The following is a 23,935-nucleotide window of genomic DNA, read 5'->3' on the forward strand; positions in this document are numbered from 1 at the left end:
CATTGGCCGTACCCTCGACCGTGCCAGTCCCAGTGATCACGTTGCCGGTCGCGGCATGCGCCGCGCCGTACTCGCCGTTCGCGATCGTATCGCTGTCGGCATGTGCCGTCGGCACGTCGTCGATGATGTTGATGACCAGGTTGCCGCCGGGTGCCGGATCGCCGTCGGCGTCCTTGACCACCACCGCGAAGCTGGCGTTGGTGTTGTCACCCGAGGTGTTGTCGAGCAGCGTGTAGGAATAGCTGATCGTGCCGACGCCGGTCGATGCATTGTAGACATAGCTTGCCGTCAGCGTGCCCGTCGTCCCATCCGCGTATGCGGTGGGCACGTTGGTCAGCACATGGCCGCCGAGCGACACTTCCGACACGCCGTCCGCCGAGGTGAAGCCGATCGTGCCCGACGTGGTCTCCGAGGGCGCCGGTTCATTCGAGCCCGCCGGTTCGCTGCCGCGTGCCGCCAGGCCCGCTTCGTAGACGGTGGTGTCGGCGCCGCCCGCCACCGGGATCGCGACGGTCGGCGTGGAGTCGCCGATCTTGATCGTCAGCGTGGCGGTCGTGCTGTCGTTGTCGCCATCGGTCAGCGTATAGGTGAACTTGTCCTCCACACCGCCGGCCGTGCCGGCATTGCGCACATAGGAGTAGGAGCCGTCCGTGTGGATCGTCAGCGTGCCGTACTGGCCGTTGACCGTCGCGTCGCTGCCGTCGCTGGCAACCGGCGAGCCGTTGGCCGGCACGTTGTTGCTGGCGATGTTGCTCACATGCGCCCCGTCCGCGCCCTGCACGTCGGCATTGGCCGTACCCTCGACCGTGCCAGTCCCAGTGATCACGTTGCCGGTCGCGGCATGCGCCGCGCCGTACTCGCCGTTCGCGATCGTATCGCTGTCGGCATGTGCCGTCGGCACGTCGTCGATGATCTGGACCGAAAGCGTGCCTGGAAGCGAGACGTCGCCGTCGGTGTCGGTGACCGTCACCGTCAAGTTCTCGAAGATGGAATCGGCGCCCACGCCGGGATGAGGCTCACTATGGACCAGCGTGTAGGTATAGCTCACCTGGCCGGTGCTGGCGTCGTAGCCGTTGATGGTCAGCGTGTTGCCGAACGGCGTGGTGATGCTGACCGGATTTGCTGCGCTGTCGGCAAGGGCGGCGCCCGAAATCTCCTGGCCGGCGATGGTGAGCTTACCGATGCCGTCAGCCGAGGTGACGGTGAACGCGCCGGTGCCGGTCTCGCTGGTGTCGGGGGCCGAGCTCAGGCCCTTTTCGTACACGGTGGTGTCGCCGCCATCGACCGCAGGCGTCAGGTCGCGAATCGACGGCGTGGAGTCGGGTCGAAGGCTCGGGAACAGTTCACGCGCTTCCAAGCGACCAAACTGCAAGGCGGTCGGCGGCAGCAATGCCGACAGGTCGAACCCGTCGCCGATGCCGCCGGGGGGAACCGAGAAATCACCGCCTGCGCTTGAATTCGAACCGCCGGGGCCGGCCGAGATGGAACCGTCGGCGCCGAAGGCGACATCGACATGGCTGGCTTCCAGCGCCGCCAGCAAGGCAACGCGCGGCACCTCGACGTCGCCGATGATGAAGGTCGGCACGTTCAGGGCGCCATCCTTGATCACGATCACCGAGCCGTCGGCCTGTTCGAGCACAAGGTTTTGGCCGTCGACCTTGATGTTGTCGATGGAAGCGTTGGCAGGAAGCCTTACCACGTGGCTGGCGTCGGCTACATATTCGTGCGGCGCAGCTGCCGGCAGCGTCTTCGCTTCCGCGGGGGCTTCCGGCTTGACGGGCGCTCCGCCGCCGACATCGACCGGCACCGGTTCGGACGCTGCCGGTGCGGCCTGCTGCGTCGAATTTGCCTGTGCGACCCGGATCTCCGCCGGCGATGTCTGATCGCCGTGTTCACTGGACGCGGAATGCTCGTTCAAGGAACCCGAAAAGCTGTCCAACTCGATATTGTTCGTCATGGCTGAAACCCCTCCGATATTTACCGGATAGAGACAGCGGCCATTTCTACTTTGCAACTGCCCCCTAATCTATTTCATATATTATGATATGCATTGCTCGGCATTTTTTACACGTGGTAAACCGCGACAATATAACCTGATATATGCTGGCTTCCGGAGGCTTCCCTGACGGAGGACTGGCCGAGATTTTTTGGTAAATCAAAGTATAAAATTGAATAAAATTTTAAATAAAATAGATGAAGACAGTTGCTGGATATTTATCCACCTTCCTTTCCAATAATTTGAGACAAGATTGGTAGCGTCCACAGTCAAAGGTGGCCGTTATGAAAAAGCAAAAATCGGTTCCGGGAAAAACCGGGCTCCAGATGCTCCTGCTGGCAATCGGGCTTGTCGGCCTGGCGGGGCCGTCATTCGCCAGCGATATCGCCGCACCCGGCAGGCCCCAGGAGAAGGTCCAGACGCCGCCCTGTCTCGGCGGTGTTTCACTGACGAGGCCCCAGCCCTGGCAGCCTGCGGACGCTTACCGGATCGGTATGGTCACCGGCAGCTATGGCCCGGATGTCGGCCGCAGGGACGGCTCGTCAACGGCGCGAGATGACGCCGGGATAGATCCGGTGCAGACCGCGTCGATTATTCCAGGGGTATTCGGATCGGTTGCCTTGTCCATGCGCAATTTTCCCGTCGCGGCGCGCTGGGCGCCTGTCTACCGGGCAATCACCGCTTGTTCGGCAGGCAGCCCCTGCGAGCACAAGAGCACGGCTTTTGCCGGCATGATCGCCGCCGCTCAAGACAAGGGATTCAGCGAGAAGCTGTCCTTCGTCAACAGCAGCGTCAATCGCCTGATCGCCTACAGGAAAGACAGCGTCGTCTACGGCAAGCTCGACTATTGGGCGAAGCCTTCGGAGATTCTCGAGCGGCGAGCCGGCGATTGCGAGGATTTTGCCATCCTCAAGATGACGGCCCTGCTGAGGGCCGGCATTCCGACGCAAAGCATGGCGCTTGTCGTCCTCCAGGATCGCAAGAGAGGCTTCTTTCACGCAGTGTTGTCGGTGAGCACAGGCAGCGGCACCTTCATTCTCGACAGCCTCAGCAACACCGTTATGCGTGACAGCGATCTCCCGGATTACGTCCCGCTCTATTCGTTCAGCACGGACCGGGCCTGGATCCACGGTTCAAGACCGGGCGGCGCCCAGATGGCCGACATCAAGGGCGGTTTCGCAACCGTCGCACCCGGCGAAGGTTTTCAGCCATAGGGTTTCGGCCAGTCTAAGCCATAGGTTCTCGCCAAGGACTGGCGGGCATTCAGCCGCCGAAGACGAACGCCATCAGCAGTTCCGGCTCGAGCACCGGAGCCCGCACCGCATTCAATTGCCCCCGGTATCGACGGTCACCCGCGCCGATGACAAAACCGGTGGCCACCGGCGATTCGCCATTGGCGTCGAGCCGCGTGAAGATGTCGGCCACATTGAGGTCCAGCGCCAGCTTGAGGTCGTGCCGTGCGTCATCGCTTGGGGCGATCGGCAATTGGCGTTTGACCAGTTGCTGGAACGGCGCGTTGAACGACAGGATCTTCTTCGAAGAAGCCAGGGCAAAGGCCGGAGACGGGCACGCGACCAGTATGGCGTTGATGGTGTTGATCGATGCAAGCCTTCGCAAGGTCAGGTTTTCGTCCCCCAACCCACGCATGCAGGCCACCCGGATCGCGGATGTCAGATTGCCTGTCTGGGCCTGGCTTTCGGCGATCTCGTCGATGAGCATGCCGATCGTGCACTTCCTGCTTTCGGCCATCTGCTTCAGCGACATCCAGAATGCCCGCTCCAGACGAATGCCGCGCCGTATGCCACCGCGCGCCACGACCCGAAACTCCAGCCCGAAATCCTCGGCGGCGACTGGCGCAAGCAGCCGCTCGCGATCGGAATGATGAGGGCTGGCGCTACCGCTCACTCATCGCCTCCTCGCGCGCCTTGTTGATCGGCTTCAGGAGGTAGTGCAGGATCGTCTTGCGCCCGGTCTTGATGTCGACCGAGCAGATCATTCCGGGGATGATCGAATAGGCCTTGCCGTCTCTTTGAAGCGTCGATTTGTCCGTCGCCACGCGCACCTGATAATAGGGCTCCCCCGTTTTCTGATCGACCAGGCTGTCGGCTGTGATGTTGGAGACCTTGCCCTCGATGCCGCCGAAGATCGAGAAATCATAGGCGGTGACCTTGATAAGGGCTTCCTGGTCGGGCCGGATGAAGGCGACATCCCGCGGCGAGACCCGCGCCTCCACCAGCAACGTTTCGGAGGTTGGCACGATGCCGGCCACGACGGCGCCAGGCTGGACGAAGGCACCGACCGTGTTCAGCTCCAGCGTGTTGACGATGCCGTCCACGGGAGACCGGATATCGGTGCGCGCGACCTTGTCGGTGGCTCCCCTTATGGTCTCATCCACCACCGAAAGGTCCGCCAGCGCCTGGGTAAGGTCGTCCAACGCCTCCTGCTGCAATTGCAGGCCGAGTTCTTCGACCTGAAGCTGGGCTTCCGTGATCGACGATTTGATCTTCTTTATCGTTTCGCCGGCAAGGTTCAGCTGGCCGTTGAGTTCGGTCTGCTCGCGCTCTACCCGGAGCTGCTCGGTCCTTGCCATCAGGCCTTTCCTGACCATCGCATCGACCAGTTTTGCCTCCTGGTCGCTGACCGCCAGGTTCTTGGTAAGACGATCGGAATTGGCCTCCGCCTCGGCAAGTTCCTTCTCGCGCTGATCGAGGCGTGACTTGAGCACGGACAGCTTGTTGTCGAAGTTCCCGCGCCGGGCGATGAGCAGCTTCTGTTCATTGTCGCAGATTTGCGGAGCGACCGACTGGATGTCCTGCGGGCACGGAAATGGGCCCGAGAGATTGCCGGCCTGTTCGTATTTCAGCCTCGCTATGCGAACTTCGAGCGCGCGCGCCTTGGCCTGCTGCTCGCCAAGGCTGGACGTGTTGAGCGTGTTGTCCAGGCGGATGATGAGATCGTTCTTCTTGACGACCTGGCCGATCGTCACGGCGATTTCCTGAACCACACCGGCCTCGCTCGCCTGGATGATCTGGGTCTTGGAAGCAGGTATGACCTTGCCGTCGCCGCGTGCGATCTCATCGACTTCGGCAAAGGACGCCCAGGCGACAAAAACGACGAAGAGCGCTCCGATGATGAATATGGACGCCGACGCAAACAGCGGCGGTCGATCTTCCCTGGCAAGCATTTCCCACGCCCCAACGCATTGGATGCAGCAATAATTGTTTTGTCAGGCGCTTGTTTTCTGCAACGCCTGTATGACTTGGTCCTTCGGTCCGTCGGCAACGATTTTGCCCTGTTCGATAACGATCAGGCGGTCGGCCAGTTCAAGCATGCTGAACCGATGTGTGGAGACGATCAGCGTGGTGTCGCGGTCAAAGGCGACTTTGAGCTGCTTGATCAACTGGCGTTCGGAAGCAAGATCCATCGAGCCCGACGGCTCGTCCAGAAAGACGATTTTCGGTTTGGTCAGCAGCAGGCGCGCGATCGCCACCGTCTGTCTCTGGCCGCCCGAAAGATTGGTGCCGCGCTCGCCGACATTCATGTCGTAGCCGCGCGGGTGGCGTGAAACGAAATCGTCGACACCGGCAGCCTTTGCCGCTTCGATGATCTGTTCGTCTGTAGCCTCGGGGCATGCCATCAGGAGGTTTTCCTTGATGGTGCCCGAGAACAGGTCGCCGGCCTGCGCAACGATGCCGACAGCGGCGCGAACCTCGGACGGGTGATACTGGCGAATGTCGATCCCATCCAGCAGCAACTCACCGGAAGTCGGCAGGAAGAGCCGGCCGACCAGCCGACCCATCGTCGTCTTTCCCGATCCTATGCGGCCGATGATGCCGATCCGCTCACCCGGCTTGACCGAGAAATTCAGGCCGGTCAAAACTTCGTTTTCCGAGCCTGGATAGACAAAACCGACATTCCTGAACACCATCGCCCCCTTGCGGATGGGGCGGTTGACGAAGCCCACCGTGTCGGGCCGGTCTTCCGGTTGAGCCATGATCGAATTCACCATCCTCAGCGAGAGCATGGCCTGGCGGAACCGGGACAACGTTATGGCGATCTGGCCGAGCGGCGCCACGGCCCTGCTCGCCAGCATCACCGTTCCTATGATTGCTCCTGTCGAAACATGCCCTTCCGAGAAGGCATAGGCGCCGGCCACGACCAGGGCGACGGTCACCAGCTGCTGTATGGACTGGGTGATGTTGCCCGCCGCCGCCGAAAGCTGCTTGATTTTCTCGGACGTGTTGGCAGCGTTCTTGGAGTGCTCGCCCCATTTCCGCAGCAGATACGCCTCGGCGCGCAGCGACTTGATGGTCTCCAGCGTCGAGATGGATTCGACCAGCAGGGCCTGGCGCTGCGATGCTTCGTTCATCGAGGCTGCGACGCGCTTGCCGATGCGGCGCTGGGTGACCAGGCCGACGATGACGGACATCACGAAGGCCAGCGCCGGTATGATCACCAGCCAGCCGCCTATTGCATAGATCACAAGGAGAAAGACGAAGACGAATGCCGTGTCGATGAACACGCTTATGGTGTTGGAGGTGAAGAACTCCCTGACGAACTCATATTGCGTGACCCTGTTTGCGTATTCGCCGGTCGAGCCGGGGCGCGCCGAAAGCGACGAGTTCAGCACTTTTTCGAACAGCAGATAGGATATCCGCAGATCCGCCTTGCGCCCGGCATAGTCGATGAGGGAAGCCCTTGCCGTCTTCAAAAGCAGGTCGAACAGGATGACCGCACCGATGCCGAGAGCCAGGACCCACAGTGTCGATATCGCCTTGTTCGGCAGGATCCTGTCGTAGACGTTCATGGTGAAGATCGGCGAGGCTATGGCCAGCAGATTGATGAACACCGCCGCCAGGACGACTTTCGAGTAGGTGCGCCAGAAAGCGCCCATCGTCCCCGTAAGCCAATGTCTTCGCTCGATCCTGGCCGCCGAGCCGACCGACATGGTCTCGGCGGCATTGGCATAGGTGATCGAAAAGGAAGCGCCGCCGCTGATGTAGCTGGCGGCCAGTTCCGACCGGCCGATCGTGGTGCGGCCGTCTTCCTGGGGCGCGGTGATATACGCATCGCCTTCGCCTAGAGCCAGCAGGGCGACGGGCAATTGGCTGACGCGAAAGACGATGGCCGGCAGGTCGATACGCCCCCTGAGAAAATCGCGATGATTGAACTCGGTGACTTCCAGGCCGATGCGTTCGGCAAGGTGCCTGATGTCGTCGGCCGCAATTCGCGTATCCGAGAGCGGCACGCCGGCAAACAGCACGGTCTCCGCGCTCGGCCTGCCGAGATATCCGGCAACGGCCGAGAAGCAGGCCTTGAACGCCTCCTTCGGGGAGAGGATGTTGGGTTGCTGGTTCACGATCTGCCCGTCAGGACGCTCGCTGGACCTTGTGCTGTCCTATTTCTTCCTCACCGGAGCGAGAATATCGAATGGCAGGTCGTTCTTCTGCTCCGATGGCGTCCGCGCATAGGTTTCTGTGTCCGCGGTTTCCGGTGCTGCGAACTCGGTGCGTGCATAGGCCGTCGCTTGCTTTGCCGGCTCGAGATTCATCGTTTTCAGCAACTGTCCGGTCGCGGCCAGGAGCCGGTACTGGGCAAACAGCGATGCGTAGGAAGCGGTATCCGCCAGCGTTGCCGTGTTGAACCGTGTATTCTGCGCATCGAGCACGTCGAGCAGCGAACGCTGTCCGACCTTGAACTGCTCGCGATAGGAAGCAACCAGCTTCTCATTGGCAGCGGCTTGTTGCCTCAGGGTCTTTGCCAGATCGGCTTGCCGGAAACGGCGATCCCATGAGGTGCGAACGGCTTCCTCGATTTCGCGCTGGACCTGATGCAGCGCGAGACGCTGTTCACTGGTGCGGCGGATCTGTTCCTGCTCGTTGGCCTTGTCGATGCCACCGCGGTAGAGGTTCCAGCGCAGGACCACGCGCGCCTGCAGGTCGGTGGTGTCGCCATCGTCGCCGTCAATGTCGGTTCCTGCCCGGGCCCGACCTTCAGCGATGATGGAGGGGCCAAATTTTGCCCGCGCAGCGTCCACGAGAGAGGCCGCCGCGTCGATGTCGCTGTTGGCCATGTGTACGCGCGGATTGCTTTCCCGCGCCAACCCTATCGCGTCGTCGAGCGAGCGCGGGAGTGCGGCCGAAACATCGCCGGGCCTCGAAGGGCTGGTCAGTGGCTTTCCGACGGTTTTGAAGAAGCGGATCTTGGCCGCTTCCAGTTCCTCGGTCGCCTCCTGCATGCGCGCCTTGGCGGCGAACAGCCGTTCCTCGGCCTGTTGTCGGTCGGCCTCGTTCAGCGCGCCGCCCGAGATGCCTTGCCGGATGTCGCCGAGAATTGCCTGGTGGAAGCCCAGATTTTTCTTCGCTTCGGCAACGATCGAAGCCTGCAGCATGTATTCCAGATAGTCCTGGACAACGGACAGCCCGATGAATTCGGACCGTTCCAGCACGCGGAACGAAGCGCCATCGACGCGCGATGCCTGACGGTTCAATTCGGCCCGCCTTCCGCCGCTGTCATAAAGCGTCTGCGAAACGGTAAGATCCGTTTCAGCCGGATAGAGCGCATCGCCTTCGATGGAAAGAGAGCGCCGGGACGGATTGTCGAGCCGGCGAACGCCAGCCGATGCCTCGACATCGACACTGGGAAGATAAAGGCCCTTGGCCTGCCGCAACTCGAACTCGATGGCTTCGCGATTTTCGATCGCCTGTCCAATCTCGGGATTGGACTCCACCGCGACAGCCATCGCCTCCTTGAGCGTGAGCGCGTGAGCACTGCCGCAGGTCAGCATGGTGGCCGCCATCAAAAGACCAAGGCGCCTGCCTATGGTCGACATGTTTGTCGTATTCATTAATCCCACCCTAACGTTTCCCCAGCGTCCTTTTCAGAGCGCTAACCAAGCCAAGGCCTGCCCGTCGGTGGATTATTCACAGATTCACGAAATATGTGAGCGATTATTGATTTAGAGATCGCTAAATAGCCTTTTTGGGCAACAAGGCTGCGAGATGTAGCAAAAATAGCACATAACGTCGGCTCGCTGCGGTTGTATCCGGACGCCGCATTCAGTGGGAAAGCACAAAAAACGGCAGGCCAGTGGGCCGGTATGGCCAGAATCATGGCCGGTTCGGATAGCGGCTGTCGATGATCCAACCTGAAGTTGAGCCCTTTTTCAGGCACGCCCCTTTGGATGCCGCGTCCAAAAATACTCCATCGCGGCGGCCGGCGTACGCTTCATGTGGCTCACTGCGGCCAAAAGCTGGTCAGCGCGCACCCTAATTTGCGCTCAACGCCACCATGCGGTCGAGCGCCGCGGTCAGGCCGCGAAGCGACACAGGGAAGCTCAGCGGGGTCTCGGCGTCCGTCGTGACATTGAGCTTCAGCACCGAGCCTTCCCTCAGCTTTCCAAGCGTCGGCCGATCGACCGTAAAGACGGAGACGCAACCCGTCGGCAGGCAGGTCCTGAAGCGCTGCGCGGACAGCGGCGGTTGATCGTCGATCTGCAGCGTCACGCCCGGATCAAGGAGGATGCCGAAGGGCAGAAGCAGGGTAGCCGTCGTCGAACCGTCCGGGCGTGCCGCGATCTCCATGGCAAGAAGCCTCTGCCCGTTCTGCTGGACCTGGTCTTGCGCAAGCGAGCACACTCTCGCCTTTTCCCGTACCGAACAGGTCACGCTCCAGTCCTGATAGACCTCACGCAGCGATGAGGGTCCATCCGGGACAGCCGCCACCTGTTGCTGGGCAGACGCCGGCGACATCAATGAGAATAGAATTGCTCCACATGCGGAGACGGCCTTCGGGCCAAGCTTCATGTGCAGACCCATTCGCGGATCTTGCATTTCTCTCCCGTCGCCTCGCAGGCCTGCAAAGCGAGATCCTCCGCTTCCCGACGGGTCTCGGCCGAGTTCACGCCCCAGGGCGTGAAACGGTTCTCCACTTTGTCTGCCACGGCAAGCGCACCGCAGTGCTTGTAGGGAAAGCCGGTCTCGTCGTCATCATTCCAATGGCGATGGTTGCGGAAGACGGTGACGACGTTGCAGGCCTTTCCGCCTGCGTTCTCGCAATATTTCTGTGCGATGTCCTTCGCTTCCTGCCGCTTGTCGGCGCCCCAGAAGAAGCCGTATTTGCTATCGGCCTGCGAATAGGCAATGGCCGCCCATATGCCTTTTTCCTCCTGTTGCGGTTCCGATGGGGCCACAAGGTCGGCTGAGACGACTTGTCCGCTCCACAACAAGGTCAAGCCCAAAACTGCCAAAGCCTGCAATCTCATGGTCGGCATCCTTTCCTTGACCTCACTCGCTTCGCGTCCTACTTCGCCGCCGAAGCAAGGGAGATCACCACACAGCTTTTGCCCGTCGGCAGGAGAAGCGCTTCACCGGCATTGCCGCCGAGCTCGTAGACCTCGACCTGCCCGAGATGGTCGGTGATCTTGCTGCCCTGCGGCAGGATGGATGGGATGTCGGCGCACGGGCTGGCGAATGGCGCCACCCGCACCATCGCCCCTTCGCAACCCGTGGCGGTGGGCGATGCGAAGACGATGCCGGCGGCCGGTCCGCTATAGCGTTCCGACGCATAGTCCATGCCGACAAAGGCCTGGATGGCGTGCTTGTCGGCGGCCTGGTCGTTCCACAGGGATTTGACGCTGTATTTCGTGCCGGTCGTCAGGATCTGTCCGAGCACTGGATAGATGGTCGAGCAGGCCTGCACACCGGCCTGCTTGACATGCTCGAGGAAGGGCGTGTCCGGAAGCACGGGGGCCGCCGCTGTTGCTGCAGGTGCGGCCGTCGCGCCGCCGACCAGATTGGCGACCGCGGCGTAATTCCCGGCGGCGAAGCCAAGCCCCGCCACGACCAATCCCAGCAATGAATATCCGGCCAGGCGTGGCCAGCGCCGCCTTGGGGGCTCGGCCCGCCTCTGCCGATCCGCCTCGACGCTCGGAGTGCGTTTGGCGGACGTGAACTGGTCCTGCTGGCTCATGGTGGCGCCTCGGTTATTTGAGTGGTGAAAGGGCGTCTGACAGCCCCTTGAGCGTTGCGGTAACGGTGATCGTCTGCCCGTCGACCGTCGAGTAGGAGATCGCCGGCGTCGCGTTCTGCGATATCTGCCGGCGCATGACGGGGCCGACCGGCAACATGCCGACACAGACCATTTCGTTGCAGCCGTTCAGCTGCACGTCGATCGGCTGCTTCTGTCCATCGAATTTCACGGACACAAGGCCATCGCTCCTGGCGTTCGGGGCGGTGCGCAGGATCATGTACGGCTTGCCGTCCTGGGTGGCGGCAAGCGACCAGCTGAAGGCCATCTTGCCGGACGCGTCCTCGATGATCTGCGAGACGTTGCAGACCTTCTTGCGGGCTTTGAGGTTCTCGTCGCAGATCAGCGTCCAGTTGTCGAATGGGCGTATGGTGCGCTGGTAGTCTCCGAGCTTCACCTCGGGCGGGAGCACCACGTCCGAAGGCTTGATCCTGTAGGTCGACGCGACCTGCCCGGCGGCCGGCACGAGGCCGCCGCAAAGCGCCAGGCAGGTCAGGGCAACAAGTCCTTTCATCCCTGCCTCAGTTCAAGGTGAAGCTGATGCCGGCGCCGACACCGACATGCCCACCCGCGGCCGTGCCCGACAGATTGCCCCGGATGCGGCCGTCTTCGCTGGTGTAGCCGGCGCCGAAGGCGAACGCGCCTGCGTCCCGCCACAAGCCGCCACCCGCCGCGACGCTCAGCTTTCCCGGCCGGTCGTCGTAGCGAAGCGATGCGGCCGCAAGACCTATTGCGGCCGCCTGCCGCGCCTCGTCGCGGATGCCGCTAATGTCCGAATTGAGCTGGCTGAGCTTCTGGTCGGTATAGTCGTTGGCCTGCTGCAAGGTCGTGACCGCCACCTTGTCGGTATAGGCGTTGGACGTATCGATAGCGTAGGCCACGCGGTTGTCCGTATAGCTCTTGCCCGCCGTCAGGCCCTGGTTCATCTGGTCGACGTTGACCGCATCGGTCCCTTTGACGCCGGGGCCGACATTGGAGATGACGACCGGCGCGTTGACGTCGCCACCTTGCAACGTGATGGTGTTCGTCTTGTTGCCGCCTTGGGTGTCATAGGTCACCGCGTTCTGGGTAAGGTTTCCGACGCCGGCTTTCAGATCCTCGATGGCCGTGTTGGTGGCGTAGAGCTGCGAGCCGTTGATCGCATCCGTGCTGCCGGCATCGACGCGGCCGGCGGCGACATTGGTGATCGTCCGCTCGGCGCCGGCATCGCCGACGCTGACGGTTCCGGTCGGCGTCGTCCCGGCATAAGTGTAGGTCTTGCCGTTGATGACGGTGCTGGAGGTGCCGACGGCTGTCTGCGTCACCGAGCCGGAGCCGAGCGCCACATCGTTGGCGTTGTTGGCCTGCGCACCCTGGCCGAGCGCGACGGCGCCCGCCCCGGTAGCCGTCGAGCCATGGCCCGCAGCCACGCTCTCGGCGCCGCTCGCCACGCTTTCCGGCCCGATCGCCACCGCGTTGGTGCCGCCGGCGATGCTGTCGGCCAGCGTCGAATTGGCGTGGAAGTATTTGATGCCGCCGCCATTGCTGATGGTGGTCAGGGCATTGTCGACGGCCGTCAGGCCGTCATAGACGGTCGAGTAGTTGTTGCCCTGGATAGTGTAGGTCGGGCCGGTGATCGAGCCGTCGGGATTGATCGTGGTAACGCCGCCGAACAGGTCGGTGACGTTTTTCGTCACGCCGCGCAACTGCGAGACGTTGACGCCGTCGGTGTCGGCCGAGCCCGCCGCGACATTGGTCAGCTTGCGTTCGGCCCCGGCGGCGCCGATCGACACCTCGCCGACCGAGGTCTGCGGACCGGCGAGCGCGAAGGCCGTGTAGCCGGCCTGCGCGCCGACCGTGGTGATGGATTGCGCACCGAGCGCCACGCTGTTGATGAAGGTGCTCTGGGCGCCGGCGCCGAGCGCCACCGACTGGACCCCGGACGCCAGCGAATTGGTGCCGAGCGCCAGGCCGTCGGCCAGCAACACATGGGCGTTCTGGCCGATGGCCGTTCCGCCGGGCGCTGTCAGGTCGACGATGGCGCCGTTGCCGATGCCGATGCCATTGTCGCCGTTGACGACAGTCGTCGGGCCGACCGCGACCGATTCCGCGCCGACCGCGAGCGAGTCGCCCGCAGCCGAATTGGCGTGGAAGTATTTCGTCGAGGTAACCGATACGGCAGCGATGGCGCCGGCGAGCTGGCGCACCGTCACTGCGTCTTGGTCCTGCGTGCCGTCGGCCACGTTGGTGATCTGCCGGTAGGAGTTGACATCGCCGACCGAAACCGCGCCGAGCAGCGTCTTGTCGCTCGTGTTGTACTGGATGAAGTTGGACGGACCGGCCGCGATCTGGCCGGTGGCCGGAGCGATCGCGCGATCGGAGATCGAACCCGAGCCCAGCGCCACGCTGCCGTCGATGCTGGCCTTGCTGTCGCGGCCGAGCGACAGCGCGCTGATGCCGGTCGCGGTCGCATTGTAACCGACCGCTGTGGACCCGACGCCTTGGGCGAAGGAATCGGTCTGCGCCAGCCCGGCCTCGTTGGTGCGGGCGTAGCGGATGCCTATGCCGTTGGCATCGGTATAGGCCGTCGAGGTGTCGCCGGCGATGTTGTTGAACGTGTTGCCGAGATTGGTGACGGAACCGCCGATGGTGCTGAGCGTGGTGCCGATGGCGTCGACGGCCTGGTTGGTGGCGGCGAGCTGCGAACCGTTGATGGCATCGGTCGACGTCGAACTGATCCGTCCGGCGGCGACGTTGGTGATGGTGCGTTCGGCGCCGACCGCGCCGACGCTGACCGTCGAGGTCGGGTTGGTGCCCTGGAAGGCGTAGGTGGTGCCATTGATCACGGTGCTGGGCGTGCCGACGGCGACGTCGGTGACACTGCCTGAGCCGAGCGCCACGTCGCCCGCATTGCCAGCAGCAGAGCCGGCGCCCAGCGCGAGCGCGTTCTGGGCGACGGCATTGGCGCCTACACCAACAGCAGTCGCCTGAACGCCAGCCGCAAGCGAGTTCTGGCCGATCGCCGTGCTGGACGTGGCTGTGGCGGTGGCGTTTGCGCCAATGGCGGTGCTGTATTGGCCCGAGGCCTTGGAGATGTACCCCAGTGCCGTTGCGTCGAGCGCCGACGCGACGGCGCCACTGCCGATGGCCGAGGCGTTGGCGTCGGAGGCGCTCGAATTGACGCCGGCCGCGATGGCGTTCGTCCCCGTCGCGGTCGCGACGGGTCCGATGGCGACCGAGTCCGTACCAGTGGCCGAGGAGTCCGCCGCCGTCGAGTTGGCGTGGAAATATTTGATGCCGCCGCCGACGTTGAGATTGTTGACGACGGCGCCGATGGCGTCCACCGCCTGGTTGGTGGCGGCGAGCTGCGAGCCATTGATCGCGTCGGTCGATGTTGAACTGATCCGCCCAGCAGCGACGTTGGTGATGGTGCGTTCGGCGCCGGGTGCACCGATGCTGACCGTCGAGGTCGGATTGGTGCCCTGGAAGGCGTAGGTCGTGCCGTTGATCACCCCACTGGCCGTGCCGACCGCCGTGGTGGTCACCGAGCCGGAGCCGAGCGCGACGTCGCCGGAGCTCGCCGCCGCCGTCGCGCCATTGCCCAGTGCGACATTCCCGGCTAGGCCGGCGGCACCTGCGGTCGAGCCGTTGCCGAGCGCCACGGAGCCCTGGCCGATCGCCTTGTTGCTGTTGCCGATGGCGACGGCGCCGTTGGCCATGTTGGCCGCGGTGGCGGTCGCCGTGCCGTCGCTGTTGGCGATGTTGTTGGCGCCGCCGGTGAAGGCGCCGGTGCCGCTGGCATAACTGGGATCGCCGATCGACACCGCGCCGTCGCCGTAAGCGGTGTTGCCGGAGCCGATGGAGACGGCCTTGCCGCCGGTCGCCACCGCATTGGTGCCCATGGCGACCGCCTCGGCGGAATCGGCCTTGGCGCTGGTGCCCATGGCGATGGCGTCCTGTGCGCTCGCAGTGGCCGACTTGCCGACCGCGGTGCTGTTTATGCCGCTCGCCGTGGCGCCCAAGCCCAGCGCGCTTGCGCTCGCGGCGCTCGCCGTGGCGTTGTTGCCGAGCGCGGTGGCCGAGACATCCGTGGCCTGGGCTCCCGAGCCCGCCGCGACCGAGCCTACGCCACTCGACGTGGCCGAATTGCCCAGGGCCAATGCGAAATTGCCCGAAGCCGTGGCGACGTTGCCGAACGCTGCCGAGTTTGACGCCGATGCATTTGCCTGAGGACCGACGGCGGCGGCATTGAGGCCGGCGGCCTGGGCCTGGAAGCCCACGGCTGTCGAACTGTCGCCACTCGCAACCGAGGCAGCGCCCATTGCGGTGGCGAAAGCGCCGGAAGAGAGCGAATTGGTGCCGATGGCGATGCTGTTGGGCAAGGCCGTGTTGGCCTGAACGCCTGCAACCGCGCCCAGGCCGAGCGCGATCGACTGGTTGCCCCACGCGCTGGCGTTCTTACCCATCGCCGTGGCGCTCGTGCCCGTTGCCTTGCTTTGGCGTCCAATCGCAGTGGCGTCTACCTGAGACGCTGTAACATCCGTGCCGATGGCGATGGCGCTCTGAGCCAACGCTCCCGTTCCGGCGGCCGTGCGCGAGCCGAGATAGACGGCGTTTATCGCGGTAGCGGTCGACTGGAAGCCGACGGCGACGGCGTTCTGCTGGCTAGCAACAGTGCTGGTGCCTTGTGCAACAGCATCCAGCCCGGACGCCGCTGCGAACTGTCCAATCGCAGTGCTGCGCAGCCCGCTGGCTACGGATCCGTAGCCAGCGGCGAACGCATAGTTGTTGCTGGCCGTGGAGCTGACACCGACTGCGGTGGAGTTCCCTCCCGAAGCTTGGGCGTTGGTGCCCAGCGCGCTGGCCCCGGCCCCAGTGGCACCCGCGGCGACGCCAATCGCTACCGTGTTGATGTTGTTTGAAATCGTACCGGAGCCAATCGCCACCGCGCCGCCGGTGCCCGTGGCTGATGCGGTCCGCCCGATAGCGATGCTGTATTGCGCCGCCGCATTGGACTGGAAGCCGAGCGCCACGGCCCAGTTAAGGCTGGCGGTTGATTGATTTCCGATCGCCACGGCCTCGGGAGCGCTCGCGGTTCCGCCGCCGGCCTGATATTGTGCCAGAGCCGGCGTCGCAGCCATGCCGATCGCGAAGGCACCCAGCATCGTGGCTGCCGCCGACGCCGCGCCGACGCCCAGCGTTCCCAACCCCAGGCGCTTGCGTCCCATGCCCAGCACGCAATGCGCCATGCGCAGCACCGCCATCAAACGACGGCGAACCGAGCGCGAGCCATGACCGGCCCCCGCAATCCACTGCCCGGCGAAATGCGCCGCGCGACGCTGAACAAGAAGCGAGCCGTTCGAAATCTGATTGTCGGTCATGGTCCCTCTCCGCTGGCCGGCACGAAATGTCTGACAATTCCGTTCCATCGCAGGAAGACATGATTCCTGCCTGCGGTATTTCACGAAATTGCTGTCTTGTGAGAAAAGATCCGAGCATATCGGCAGAGGTTAACAGCTCGTTACCTTAGAGACTGCTTCAAAATTAGGCAAACAAGCAATTCCATAAGCGCCGTCTCATCTAACCTTGGCGTTTAACCTTGCCGACCCGCAACTGCAGCGGTGTTACCTGCCGATATTTCTTCATGGCGGTGGTAAAATGGCTCTGGCTCGAAAACCCGCAGGAGTGCGCGATGTCGGCGATCGCCATGCGGCTGTCGGCAAGCAGTCTTTCAGCCAAATCCAGCCGCAGCTCGAGGACATACTGGTGCGGCGGCACCCCGAACGTCCTCGAGAAAGCCCGCATGAAGTGGTAGGGTGAAAGCTCGCAAACCGCGGCCATTTCCGCAAGCGCCAGCTTGCGCGTAAAGTTCTTGTCCAGGAATTCCTGCACGCGGCGTGTGCTGCGGACCGAAAGTCCGCCTTTCGCGTTGAGCGTCGGCTGTCGCGGATTGGTTCCGGAAGCCGGTCCGGGGAAACCATCATCACCCGGCATTTTTCGGCCTCCTGACACGTCCCAGATGAGGTTCAACCGGAGGCCTTCCTTCCCGTTCCCCCGAAAAACAATTCGTGATTGATCGAAGCTGACCGGCATCGCCATTCATCGGATCGTTCCGGCCGGACGGCGAACAATGAATGTCTGCGAGACGGGATCGCGGACGGAGGATATGACACTCCCCCGCGCGGTGGCCCTCCTGGGCCCGGCGCTTTCAGGAATTATGTCCAGGACAAATCGAGCTGTCCGTTCTCGATTGACGCCCCGGGAAACGCCGCTTTCCCGAGCATCGTCCGTATTTTTCATTGCCTGGCCTCAGCCGCTTGTCCGCCGCCTGAAATCCCCCTTAGCCCGACCCGGAGCCAACGTAACCCACATGGCGCGGAGTGTGAATAACATCCGTACGCAAACAAAAAATTTTGTTCGGGATAAAAGATCCTCCCTTGCGGGACGAGGAACCCAGGCTTTCAGGGCCGCGACTTCGGGTCAACGGGTTGACCTGGGGTCAACGGGTTCTTTCAGCGCATTGCTGATGGAGCATCAATCGAAAAACCCGCCTAGGCGGCGGGTCACTGGCGCAAATCAGCACCATGCACGAATATATACCTTAGCTGAGATCACCGTGTCAAGAAAAAATTCCTATCGCGAAAAGCTGCCGACGCAAAAGCCGCGACACCGCCAGCAATGCAGAGCTACCAGATTGGCTACCGGTCATTGCAGATCGTCGCGACGATTCTCATACAAATCCCATGCAAGTTCGACAAACCCCAGAAGAACGTCCTCCTCGCTCCATCCGGCAGCGACGGCCGCCTGGACGATCTCGCGGACGAGAGGCAGCAATTGGCGTTGGCATTCTGCCGACGTGTCGGCAGCTGCGTCATCGCCGGGAGGTCCATCGAAGTTGAATTTCATCATTCGGCGCCCCCCTCGCCATCAATCAAAGTGTTTATATCAATAAATTCATTCCTTCTGATATACAATAGAGGTGGTACCAAAGCATAAGAGGCTTCGGAGGCTCTGAGCAGAACAGGATGATGCCAGGCTCTATGCTTCCGCTAGGTCAGGTTTGTCCTTCTGAACAGGGTCCGTCGGGAAGCTTCTACCCATCAATCTCTGCGGCTGGTCGAAACCTTCGGCCAGGGCCGCATGCCACCATCCGGCGAATGCGCGGCATGACCGGCTGCATTGCCTTCTGCAACCGCTCGCTGGATAGTCTCGGCATGTTGGCGACCCTGGCGACTCACTGGCCGCAAATTCTGGCGATCATCTCCGTGGTGATGGCGACGGTCGGCATCGTCCATGCCGTCATGACCAAGGAAGATGTGCGCGCCGCCACCGGCTGGGTCGGCGTGATGGTGCTGTCCCCGATCCTCGGCGTGCTGATCTACGCCGTCGCCGGCATCAATCGCATCCGCCGTGCCACGATCACCGCCCAGCGCCCGTTTGCCGACGGCGCGGTGTCCGCCAAGCATGAGCGCGACGTTGCCGTCGAAGAGGCCCTGATCGTCGAGCGGTACGGGCAACGGTTCACGGGCTTGCGGACACTCGGCGACAGGGTGGCGCGGCGCGCGCTCAACCCCGGAAATGCAATCGATGTGCTGGAGACCGGCGACGACGCCTATGCCGCCATGTGCGCGGCGATCGATGGCGCCGAGCGCAGCGTCCTGCTCGAGACCTATATTTTCGACAATGACGCCGTCGGCCTGCTCTTCGTCGAGGCGCTGGCCGGCGCCGTCCGGCGCGGCGTCACCGTCCGCGTGCTGATCGATGCCGTCGGCGCCCGCTACTCGGTGCCGAGCATCCTGGGGCATTTGCGCGAGGCCAACATCCCCGCCGATGTCTTCAACGGCAACATCGTCATGGGCCTGCGCCTGCCCTACGCCAATCTGAGGACCCACCGGAAGATCCTGGTGGTCGACGGCATCGCCGCCTTCACCGGTGGCATGAACATCCGAAAAGGCTTCTCCGCCGAGTTCGCCGGCTCCAACAGCGCCAGGGACACACACTTCCGGGTGGCCGGTCCGATCGTCGCCGACCTCTTTTCGGTCGCCGCCGAGGACTGGCGCTTCGCCACCAACGAGGCGCTGAAGGGCGACGCCTGGCGCATTGCCCCGCTGTCGCCATCGCCTGGCGCACCGATGATGGTGCGGGCGGTCGCTTCCGGCCCGGATGCCAGCAACGAGACCAACCACAAGCTGCTGATCGGTGCATTCTCGGTCGCCCGCAAGTCGATACGCGTGATGTCGCCCTATTTCCTGCCGGATCGGGAACTGATCAGCGCGCTGATCACCGCCGGCAGGCGCGGGGTCGAGATCGACATCGTGGTGCCGGCGGTGAACAATCTTTTCCTCGTCGACCGCGCGATGATGGCGCAGTTCGATCAGGTGCTCAAACACTATTGCCGTGTCTGGCGAACCGAGGGACCGTTCGACCATTCGAAGCTGCTGTCGATCGACGGCGTGTGGGCCTATGTCGGATCTTCCAATCTTGACGCCCGATCGCTGCGGCTCAATTTCGAGATCGACTTGGAGGTGCTCGATGCCGGCTTTGCCAGCGAGATCGAGGCGCGGATCGGGTCGGCGATTGCCTCCGCCGTGCCGGTGACGCTGGAAGCCTTGCGGGCCCGGCCATTTCTGATCCGGCTGTTCGACCGCGTATTGTGGCTCGGTTCACCCTATCTCTAAGGCGGAGGTGCGCTTGAGGAACTCGTCTGTCATGGAACATACGCCGAAATTGCCTATTTGACTGTATCCTGCTTCTGAATTGAAGCCAGCGAGGACGAGCAGCACAGAGATGCACAGAATTGGACGCAGCCTCCCGGCAAGCATGCTTCTCTCCCTTCGTGACCGCCGGATGCAGAAGGCCAACGCCGCCGCACTCAAGACGACAGCCACCACCGGCACGCTGGTCGCCTCCTACAATGTCCACAAATGCATCGGCGTCGACAGGAAATTCGACCCGGAGCGGATCATCCGCGTCATCCGCGAAATCGATCCGGATGTCATTGCGCTGCAGGAAGCCGACAACCGCTTCGGCGACCGTGACGGGCTTCTCGACCTGCCCCGGCTCGAACGGGAAACCGGCCTGGTTCCGGTGCCGATTTCGGCCACCGGCAAAGGCCATGGCTGGCATGGCAACGTCTTGCTGTTCAAGAAGGGCGTCGTTCGCGACGTGCACCAGATCAAGCTTCCGGGGCTGGAGCCGCGCGGCGCGGTGGTGGCGGAGATCGACCTCGATGGAAGCCGGACGCTGCGCATCATCGCCGCCCATCTCGGCCTGCTGCGCCGCTCCCGCTCCCAGCAGGCGCGCGTCGTGCTCGACCTGATGAACAGCCCGGACGAAAGACCGACCTTGCTGCTCGGCGACCTCAACGAATGGCGGCTTGGCAACCGCTCCGCTCTCAACACGCTGCATGCGACGTTCGGCCCGCAGCCGCCGGCCGTCCCCACCTTCCCGTCGAACCTGCCGCTGCTGGCGCTCGACCGGATCATGGCCAACAGGCATGGCATGATTGCCGCCATCGACGCGCATGACACGCCGCTTTCACGCGTTGCCTCCGACCACCTGCCGCTGACGGCTTTCGTGCGCCTGGAGCGGGTGGACGATAACGCCTTGATGTCTCCCGCGTCGCAAAGAGTGTAAAATTAGTCGGAACGCCCAGTTCTTCCGCGAGTTACCATGTCTTGAACGTGTAGGAGGACGAGATGAAGAAGTTGATTCTGGCTTCCCTGTTGGCATTGGCCGCGACAGCGGCGATCACTGCGCCGACGCGAGCGGCAAGCGTGACCATCCAGTCCGACGACGATCGATATTTGCCGGACGACGATTCCGACAGTGGGATCGTTATTCGCCGTCATCACCGCGATCACTATTCCGACAATCAGTATGATGGCGACAGGAACGTTCAGTATGACGATGGCGAATACCGGTACGGCGAATATCGCCGCCACCACCGGCATCATCGCTGCCATATCGAACTGGTCAAGCACTGGCGCCACCACCACAGGGTGATCGAAGAGGTTCGCGTCTGCGGCTGATCCTGATCGAACCAACCGGCCGGCCAAAGCCGGTCGGTTTGGTCGCGTATGGTGGCGAGAGATGCCGCCATCGACCAGTTGGAAACGCTACTGCAGACGACTGACGCGCGGCGCGGTTCGCGCAGCTGGATTACCTGGCTGATCTTGTCGCGATTGCGCTTGGCCCGGTAACTCACTCTCCACCATCCTCGTCAAGCCGCAGATCACCGGCGCGCTTCCCAGGGCATGGCAATCGGCTAGCCGATCCCACCATGGACCGGTCGTTGCCCGACCCGTGTTCGGGTTGGGCTTGCTCTTCGCATTTGGTGCCTCTGGACACAGCCGTGGAAGGCTGAAAAATGTGGAGCGCAACTCGGCTTTTGGAGTTGAACCGGAACACCAGGAGGATGGCGCTGAAATTGGAAGATATTGCCGGCCATCCGGCGTTGCATCGCTACGTTCAGGAACAGTCCCTGGCGCTGATCCGAATCTATGAGGAGAGCCCTCGCCTGGCTTCCATTTTCGCCACGCAGCAGCGTTGGCTGATGGGTCATGTCGGCCTCGCCATGCATTTCAGGCGCGATCCGCACGACCGCCGCAAGGAACTGACGGTATCGCGGTTCATCGAGTTCGTGCACCAGCATGCGGTCGCCAGCCGCAACACGGCGGACGCTTTCATCAAGGAGATGCTGCACTACCACATCGCCGAGTATGTGTCGGGTGGCGACGGCCGTACGCACCCTTTGCAGCCGACGGCGGCAACCGTGCAGACCTTTACCGGCTGGGTCCTTGCCCATCTGCGGACGCTGGATCGCCTCGACGGCGCTGACCGCTTGGCCAGGTTCCTCGAACACCCCGAGATGGTTGCCGGGCTGCAGCCTCTGGTGGCGGACGGCCTGCTTGCCTCCAAGCCGGTGCGCGAACCCAACCAGACCTTTTCCCTGTTCATCTGGCTCAACAATGGCGGCATCGTCATGGACTGGCTGATGTCGGGCATCGACCCCGATCACGCCGGCCTGGACCAGATTCCGACCAGCGTGGTTTCGATCGGAGATTTCGCCAAATGGCTCAAGCTCTCGAGGACCCATCTGGCCCGCAAGCTGCGCGCTGCCGAGAATCTCGGCAGCATCGGCTGGCTCGGCCAGCGCGGCCATTCGGTGATGTGGGTGTCGAATACATTCTACCAGGAATACATGACAGTCCAGGCGGCCAAACTGGCCATCGTCGACACCGCTTTCAATGCCTGTTTTCCGCCGGCTGGAAGCTGATCGGTGCGGCATCCCCGTAGCGGGGATGCCTTTCAATGCGGGCGATCAAAATCCCGAAGTTCTCAGTCGATGTCGAACGACACGCCCTGGGCGAGCGGCAGCGCCTTGGAATAGTTCACCGTGTTGGTGGCGCGCCGCATATAGGCCTTCCATGCGTCGGAGCCGCTCTCGCGGCCGCCGCCGGTTTCCTTTTCGCCGCCAAAGGCACCGCCGATCTCAGCGCCCGAGGTACCGATGTTGACATTGGCAATGCCGCAATCCGATCCGTCGACACCCAGGAAACGCTCGGATTCCTGCAGGTCGCGGGTGAAGATCGACGACGACAGGCCTGCGCCCACGGCATTGTGCTCGTCGAGCACGGCGTCGAAATCCGAATATTTCATCACATAGAGGATCGGCGCGAAGGTCTCTTCCGTGACAGGGGCCACCTGCTTGGGCATCTCGACCAGCGCCGGGTGCACGTAATAGGCATCCGGGTGCCCGTTCTCGACCCGTGCGCCGCCGGTCACCTTGCCGCCATGGGCGGCGGCTTCCTTCAGCGCCTTCTGCATGGCCTCGTATGCCGCCTTGTCGATCAGTGGCCCGACCAGCGAGGAGGTCTCCAGCGGATTGCCGACAGACACACTCTCGTAAGCCTTCTTGAGGCGCGGAACCAGGGCGTCGTAGACGCTGTCATGCACGAACAGGCGCCGCAGCGTCGTGCAGCGCTGGCCGGCCGTGCCCATCGCTCCAAAGGCAATCGCGCGCAGCGCCATGTCGAGATCGGCGCTCGGGCAGACGATGCCGGCATTGTTGCCGCCGAGTTCGAGCACTGCGCGGGCAAAGCGCTTGGCCAGCCGCGGGCCGACGTCGCGGCCCATGCGGGTCGAGCCGGTCGCCGAAACCAGCGGCACCTTGGGGTGGTCGACCAGGATCTCGCCGACGGCGCGGTCACCGATCAGCACCGGCGCCAGGCCATCAGGTGCGTCCGCGCCGAAGCGCTTGACCGCACGCTTGAAGATGGCCTCGCAGGCAAGTGCGGTCAGCGGCGTCTTTTCCGACGGCTTCCACACCACCGCGTCGCCGCAAACCAGCGCCAGGGCGGCATTCCAGGACCACACAGCGACCGGGAAATTGAAGGCGGAAATGACGCCGACGACGCCGAGCGGATGCCAGGTTTCCATCATCCGATGGCCCGGGCGCTCGGTGGCGATGGTCAGGCCGTACAATTGCCGGGATAGGCCTACGGCGAAATCGCAGATGTCGATCATCTCCTGCACTTCGCCGAGCCCCTCGGACGGGATCTTGCCGACCTCGATCGAAACCAGCCGGCCAAGCTCGGCCTTGTGCGCGCGCAGTTCCTCGCCGAGCAGCCGCACCAGTTCGCCACGCCGCGGGCCCGGCACCATGCGCCAGGCCTGGAAGGCCTTGTGCGCGGCATCGATCACCTTGGCCGCGTCAGCCGGCGAGATCGTCTTCAGCGCCGCGATCTGCTCGCCCGTCACCGGGCTGCGCACGATCAGGTCGCCGCCGACGAGCGCTTCCTTGGCCACGCCCAGTTTCGCCAGCAGTTCGGTCGTTTCCTTGCCTATCGTCATTCTTGTCCCTTTCAGATCCCGTCGCCATCATATGGCGCTGGGTTAAGCCTTCGCCGTGCCGCCCGTGTGCCGAAAGGC

Annotated in this window: 18 protein-coding genes; 5 read left to right on the forward strand and 13 right to left on the reverse strand. The window is 63.1% G+C overall.

The annotated features are described in order from the left end of the window. Positions 1 to 1,957 (reverse strand): VCBS domain-containing protein (locus P3C39_RS23945; RefSeq protein WP_275955456.1); only part of this gene is annotated, 1,957 nt, incomplete at its 3' end. Positions 1,958 to 2,280: 323 nt separating this feature from the next. Here P3C39_RS23945 and P3C39_RS23950 point away from each other — a divergent pair. Then, on the forward strand, positions 2,281 to 3,210 hold the full coding sequence (locus P3C39_RS23950) for a transglutaminase-like cysteine peptidase (protein ID WP_275954428.1): 930 nt from the start codon (positions 2,281 to 2,283) through the stop codon (positions 3,208 to 3,210). 49 nt (positions 3,211 to 3,259) lie between these two features. On the opposite strand, the gene P3C39_RS23955 is transcribed toward P3C39_RS23950, so the two are convergent. The 11 genes from P3C39_RS23955 to P3C39_RS24005 all read right to left on the reverse strand — a co-directional run bounded on the left by P3C39_RS23955 (position 3,260) and on the right by P3C39_RS24005 (position 17,911). Then, positions 3,260 to 3,901, reverse strand: a complete 642-nt coding sequence (locus tag P3C39_RS23955; RefSeq protein WP_024502654.1) for a ribbon-helix-helix domain-containing protein — start codon at positions 3,899 to 3,901, stop codon at positions 3,260 to 3,262. Continuing rightward, positions 3,891 to 5,180 carry an HlyD family type I secretion periplasmic adaptor subunit gene (locus P3C39_RS23960; RefSeq protein ID WP_275954429.1) on the reverse strand — a complete coding sequence of 430 codons (1,290 nt, stop codon included), beginning with the start codon at positions 5,178 to 5,180 and terminating at the stop codon, positions 3,891 to 3,893. Before P3C39_RS23960 ends, P3C39_RS23955 begins: the two co-directional genes overlap by 11 nt. A gap of 42 nt (positions 5,181 to 5,222) precedes the next feature. Beyond that, complete coding sequence (locus tag P3C39_RS23965; protein ID WP_013529845.1) at positions 5,223 to 7,355, reverse strand: type I secretion system permease/ATPase; 2,133 nt, start codon at positions 7,353 to 7,355, stop codon at positions 5,223 to 5,225. A gap of 39 nt (positions 7,356 to 7,394) precedes the next feature. Beyond that, the gene (locus P3C39_RS23970) at positions 7,395 to 8,843 is read right to left on the reverse strand and encodes a TolC family protein (protein ID WP_013529844.1); all 1,449 of its coding nucleotides are present in this window, start codon (positions 8,841 to 8,843) and stop codon (positions 7,395 to 7,397) included. 421 nt (positions 8,844 to 9,264) lie between these two features. After that, positions 9,265 to 9,813 carry an invasion associated locus B family protein gene (locus P3C39_RS23975; protein WP_275954430.1) on the reverse strand — a complete coding sequence of 183 codons (549 nt, stop codon included), beginning with the start codon at positions 9,811 to 9,813 and terminating at the stop codon, positions 9,265 to 9,267. Further along, positions 9,798 to 10,259, reverse strand: coding sequence for a DUF4189 domain-containing protein (locus P3C39_RS23980; protein WP_013529842.1), 462 nt, complete (start codon positions 10,257 to 10,259; stop codon positions 9,798 to 9,800). The genes P3C39_RS23975 and P3C39_RS23980 overlap by 16 nt, the downstream gene beginning before the upstream one ends. Before the next feature lie 38 nt (positions 10,260 to 10,297). Further along, on the reverse strand, positions 10,298 to 10,966 hold the full coding sequence (locus P3C39_RS23985; protein WP_275954431.1) for a hypothetical protein: 669 nt from the start codon (positions 10,964 to 10,966) through the stop codon (positions 10,298 to 10,300). A gap of 13 nt (positions 10,967 to 10,979) precedes the next feature. Then, on the reverse strand, positions 10,980 to 11,537 hold the full coding sequence (locus P3C39_RS23990; protein WP_013529840.1) for an invasion associated locus B family protein: 558 nt from the start codon (positions 11,535 to 11,537) through the stop codon (positions 10,980 to 10,982). A gap of 7 nt (positions 11,538 to 11,544) precedes the next feature. Next, positions 11,545 to 16,383 (reverse strand): YadA-like family protein, encoded by a 4,839-nt coding sequence (locus P3C39_RS23995; protein ID WP_275954432.1) that lies wholly within the window; start codon positions 16,381 to 16,383, stop codon positions 11,545 to 11,547. A 199-nt stretch (positions 16,384 to 16,582) separates the two neighbouring features. Next, positions 16,583 to 17,101: an AraC family transcriptional regulator gene (locus tag P3C39_RS24000; protein WP_275954433.1), complete on the reverse strand. Its 519-nt coding sequence runs from the start codon at positions 17,099 to 17,101 to the stop codon at positions 16,583 to 16,585. A gap of 606 nt (positions 17,102 to 17,707) precedes the next feature. Beyond that, positions 17,708 to 17,911, reverse strand: a complete 204-nt coding sequence (locus P3C39_RS24005; RefSeq protein ID WP_275954434.1) for a hypothetical protein — start codon at positions 17,909 to 17,911, stop codon at positions 17,708 to 17,710. A 305-nt stretch (positions 17,912 to 18,216) separates the two neighbouring features. Between P3C39_RS24005 and P3C39_RS24010 the strand changes: the two genes are divergently transcribed. From P3C39_RS24010 to P3C39_RS24025, 4 genes are all read left to right on the forward strand, one after another. Further along, a complete protein-coding gene (locus tag P3C39_RS24010) occupies positions 18,217 to 19,680 on the forward strand; it encodes a phosphatidylserine/phosphatidylglycerophosphate/cardiolipin synthase family protein (RefSeq protein WP_275954585.1) in 1,464 nt (487 codons plus the stop codon). A 109-nt stretch (positions 19,681 to 19,789) separates the two neighbouring features. Further along, complete coding sequence (locus tag P3C39_RS24015) at positions 19,790 to 20,638, forward strand: endonuclease/exonuclease/phosphatase family protein (RefSeq protein WP_275954435.1); 849 nt, start codon at positions 19,790 to 19,792, stop codon at positions 20,636 to 20,638. A gap of 62 nt (positions 20,639 to 20,700) precedes the next feature. Further along, on the forward strand, positions 20,701 to 21,033 hold the full coding sequence (locus P3C39_RS24020) for a hypothetical protein (protein ID WP_224675620.1): 333 nt from the start codon (positions 20,701 to 20,703) through the stop codon (positions 21,031 to 21,033). A 386-nt stretch (positions 21,034 to 21,419) separates the two neighbouring features. Then, complete coding sequence (locus P3C39_RS24025; RefSeq protein WP_024502664.1) at positions 21,420 to 22,280, forward strand: hypothetical protein; 861 nt, start codon at positions 21,420 to 21,422, stop codon at positions 22,278 to 22,280. Between the two features lie 62 nt (positions 22,281 to 22,342). Here P3C39_RS24025 and P3C39_RS24030 read toward each other — a convergent pair whose 3' ends face one another. Next, a complete protein-coding gene (locus tag P3C39_RS24030; protein ID WP_063172998.1) occupies positions 22,343 to 23,857 on the reverse strand; it encodes an aldehyde dehydrogenase family protein in 1,515 nt (504 codons plus the stop codon). Between the last annotated feature and the right edge of the window lie 78 nt (positions 23,858 to 23,935).

The organism is Mesorhizobium sp. XAP4 (genome assembly GCF_029269325.1).
Taxonomy (GTDB): domain Bacteria; phylum Pseudomonadota; class Alphaproteobacteria; order Rhizobiales; family Rhizobiaceae; genus Mesorhizobium; species Mesorhizobium ciceri.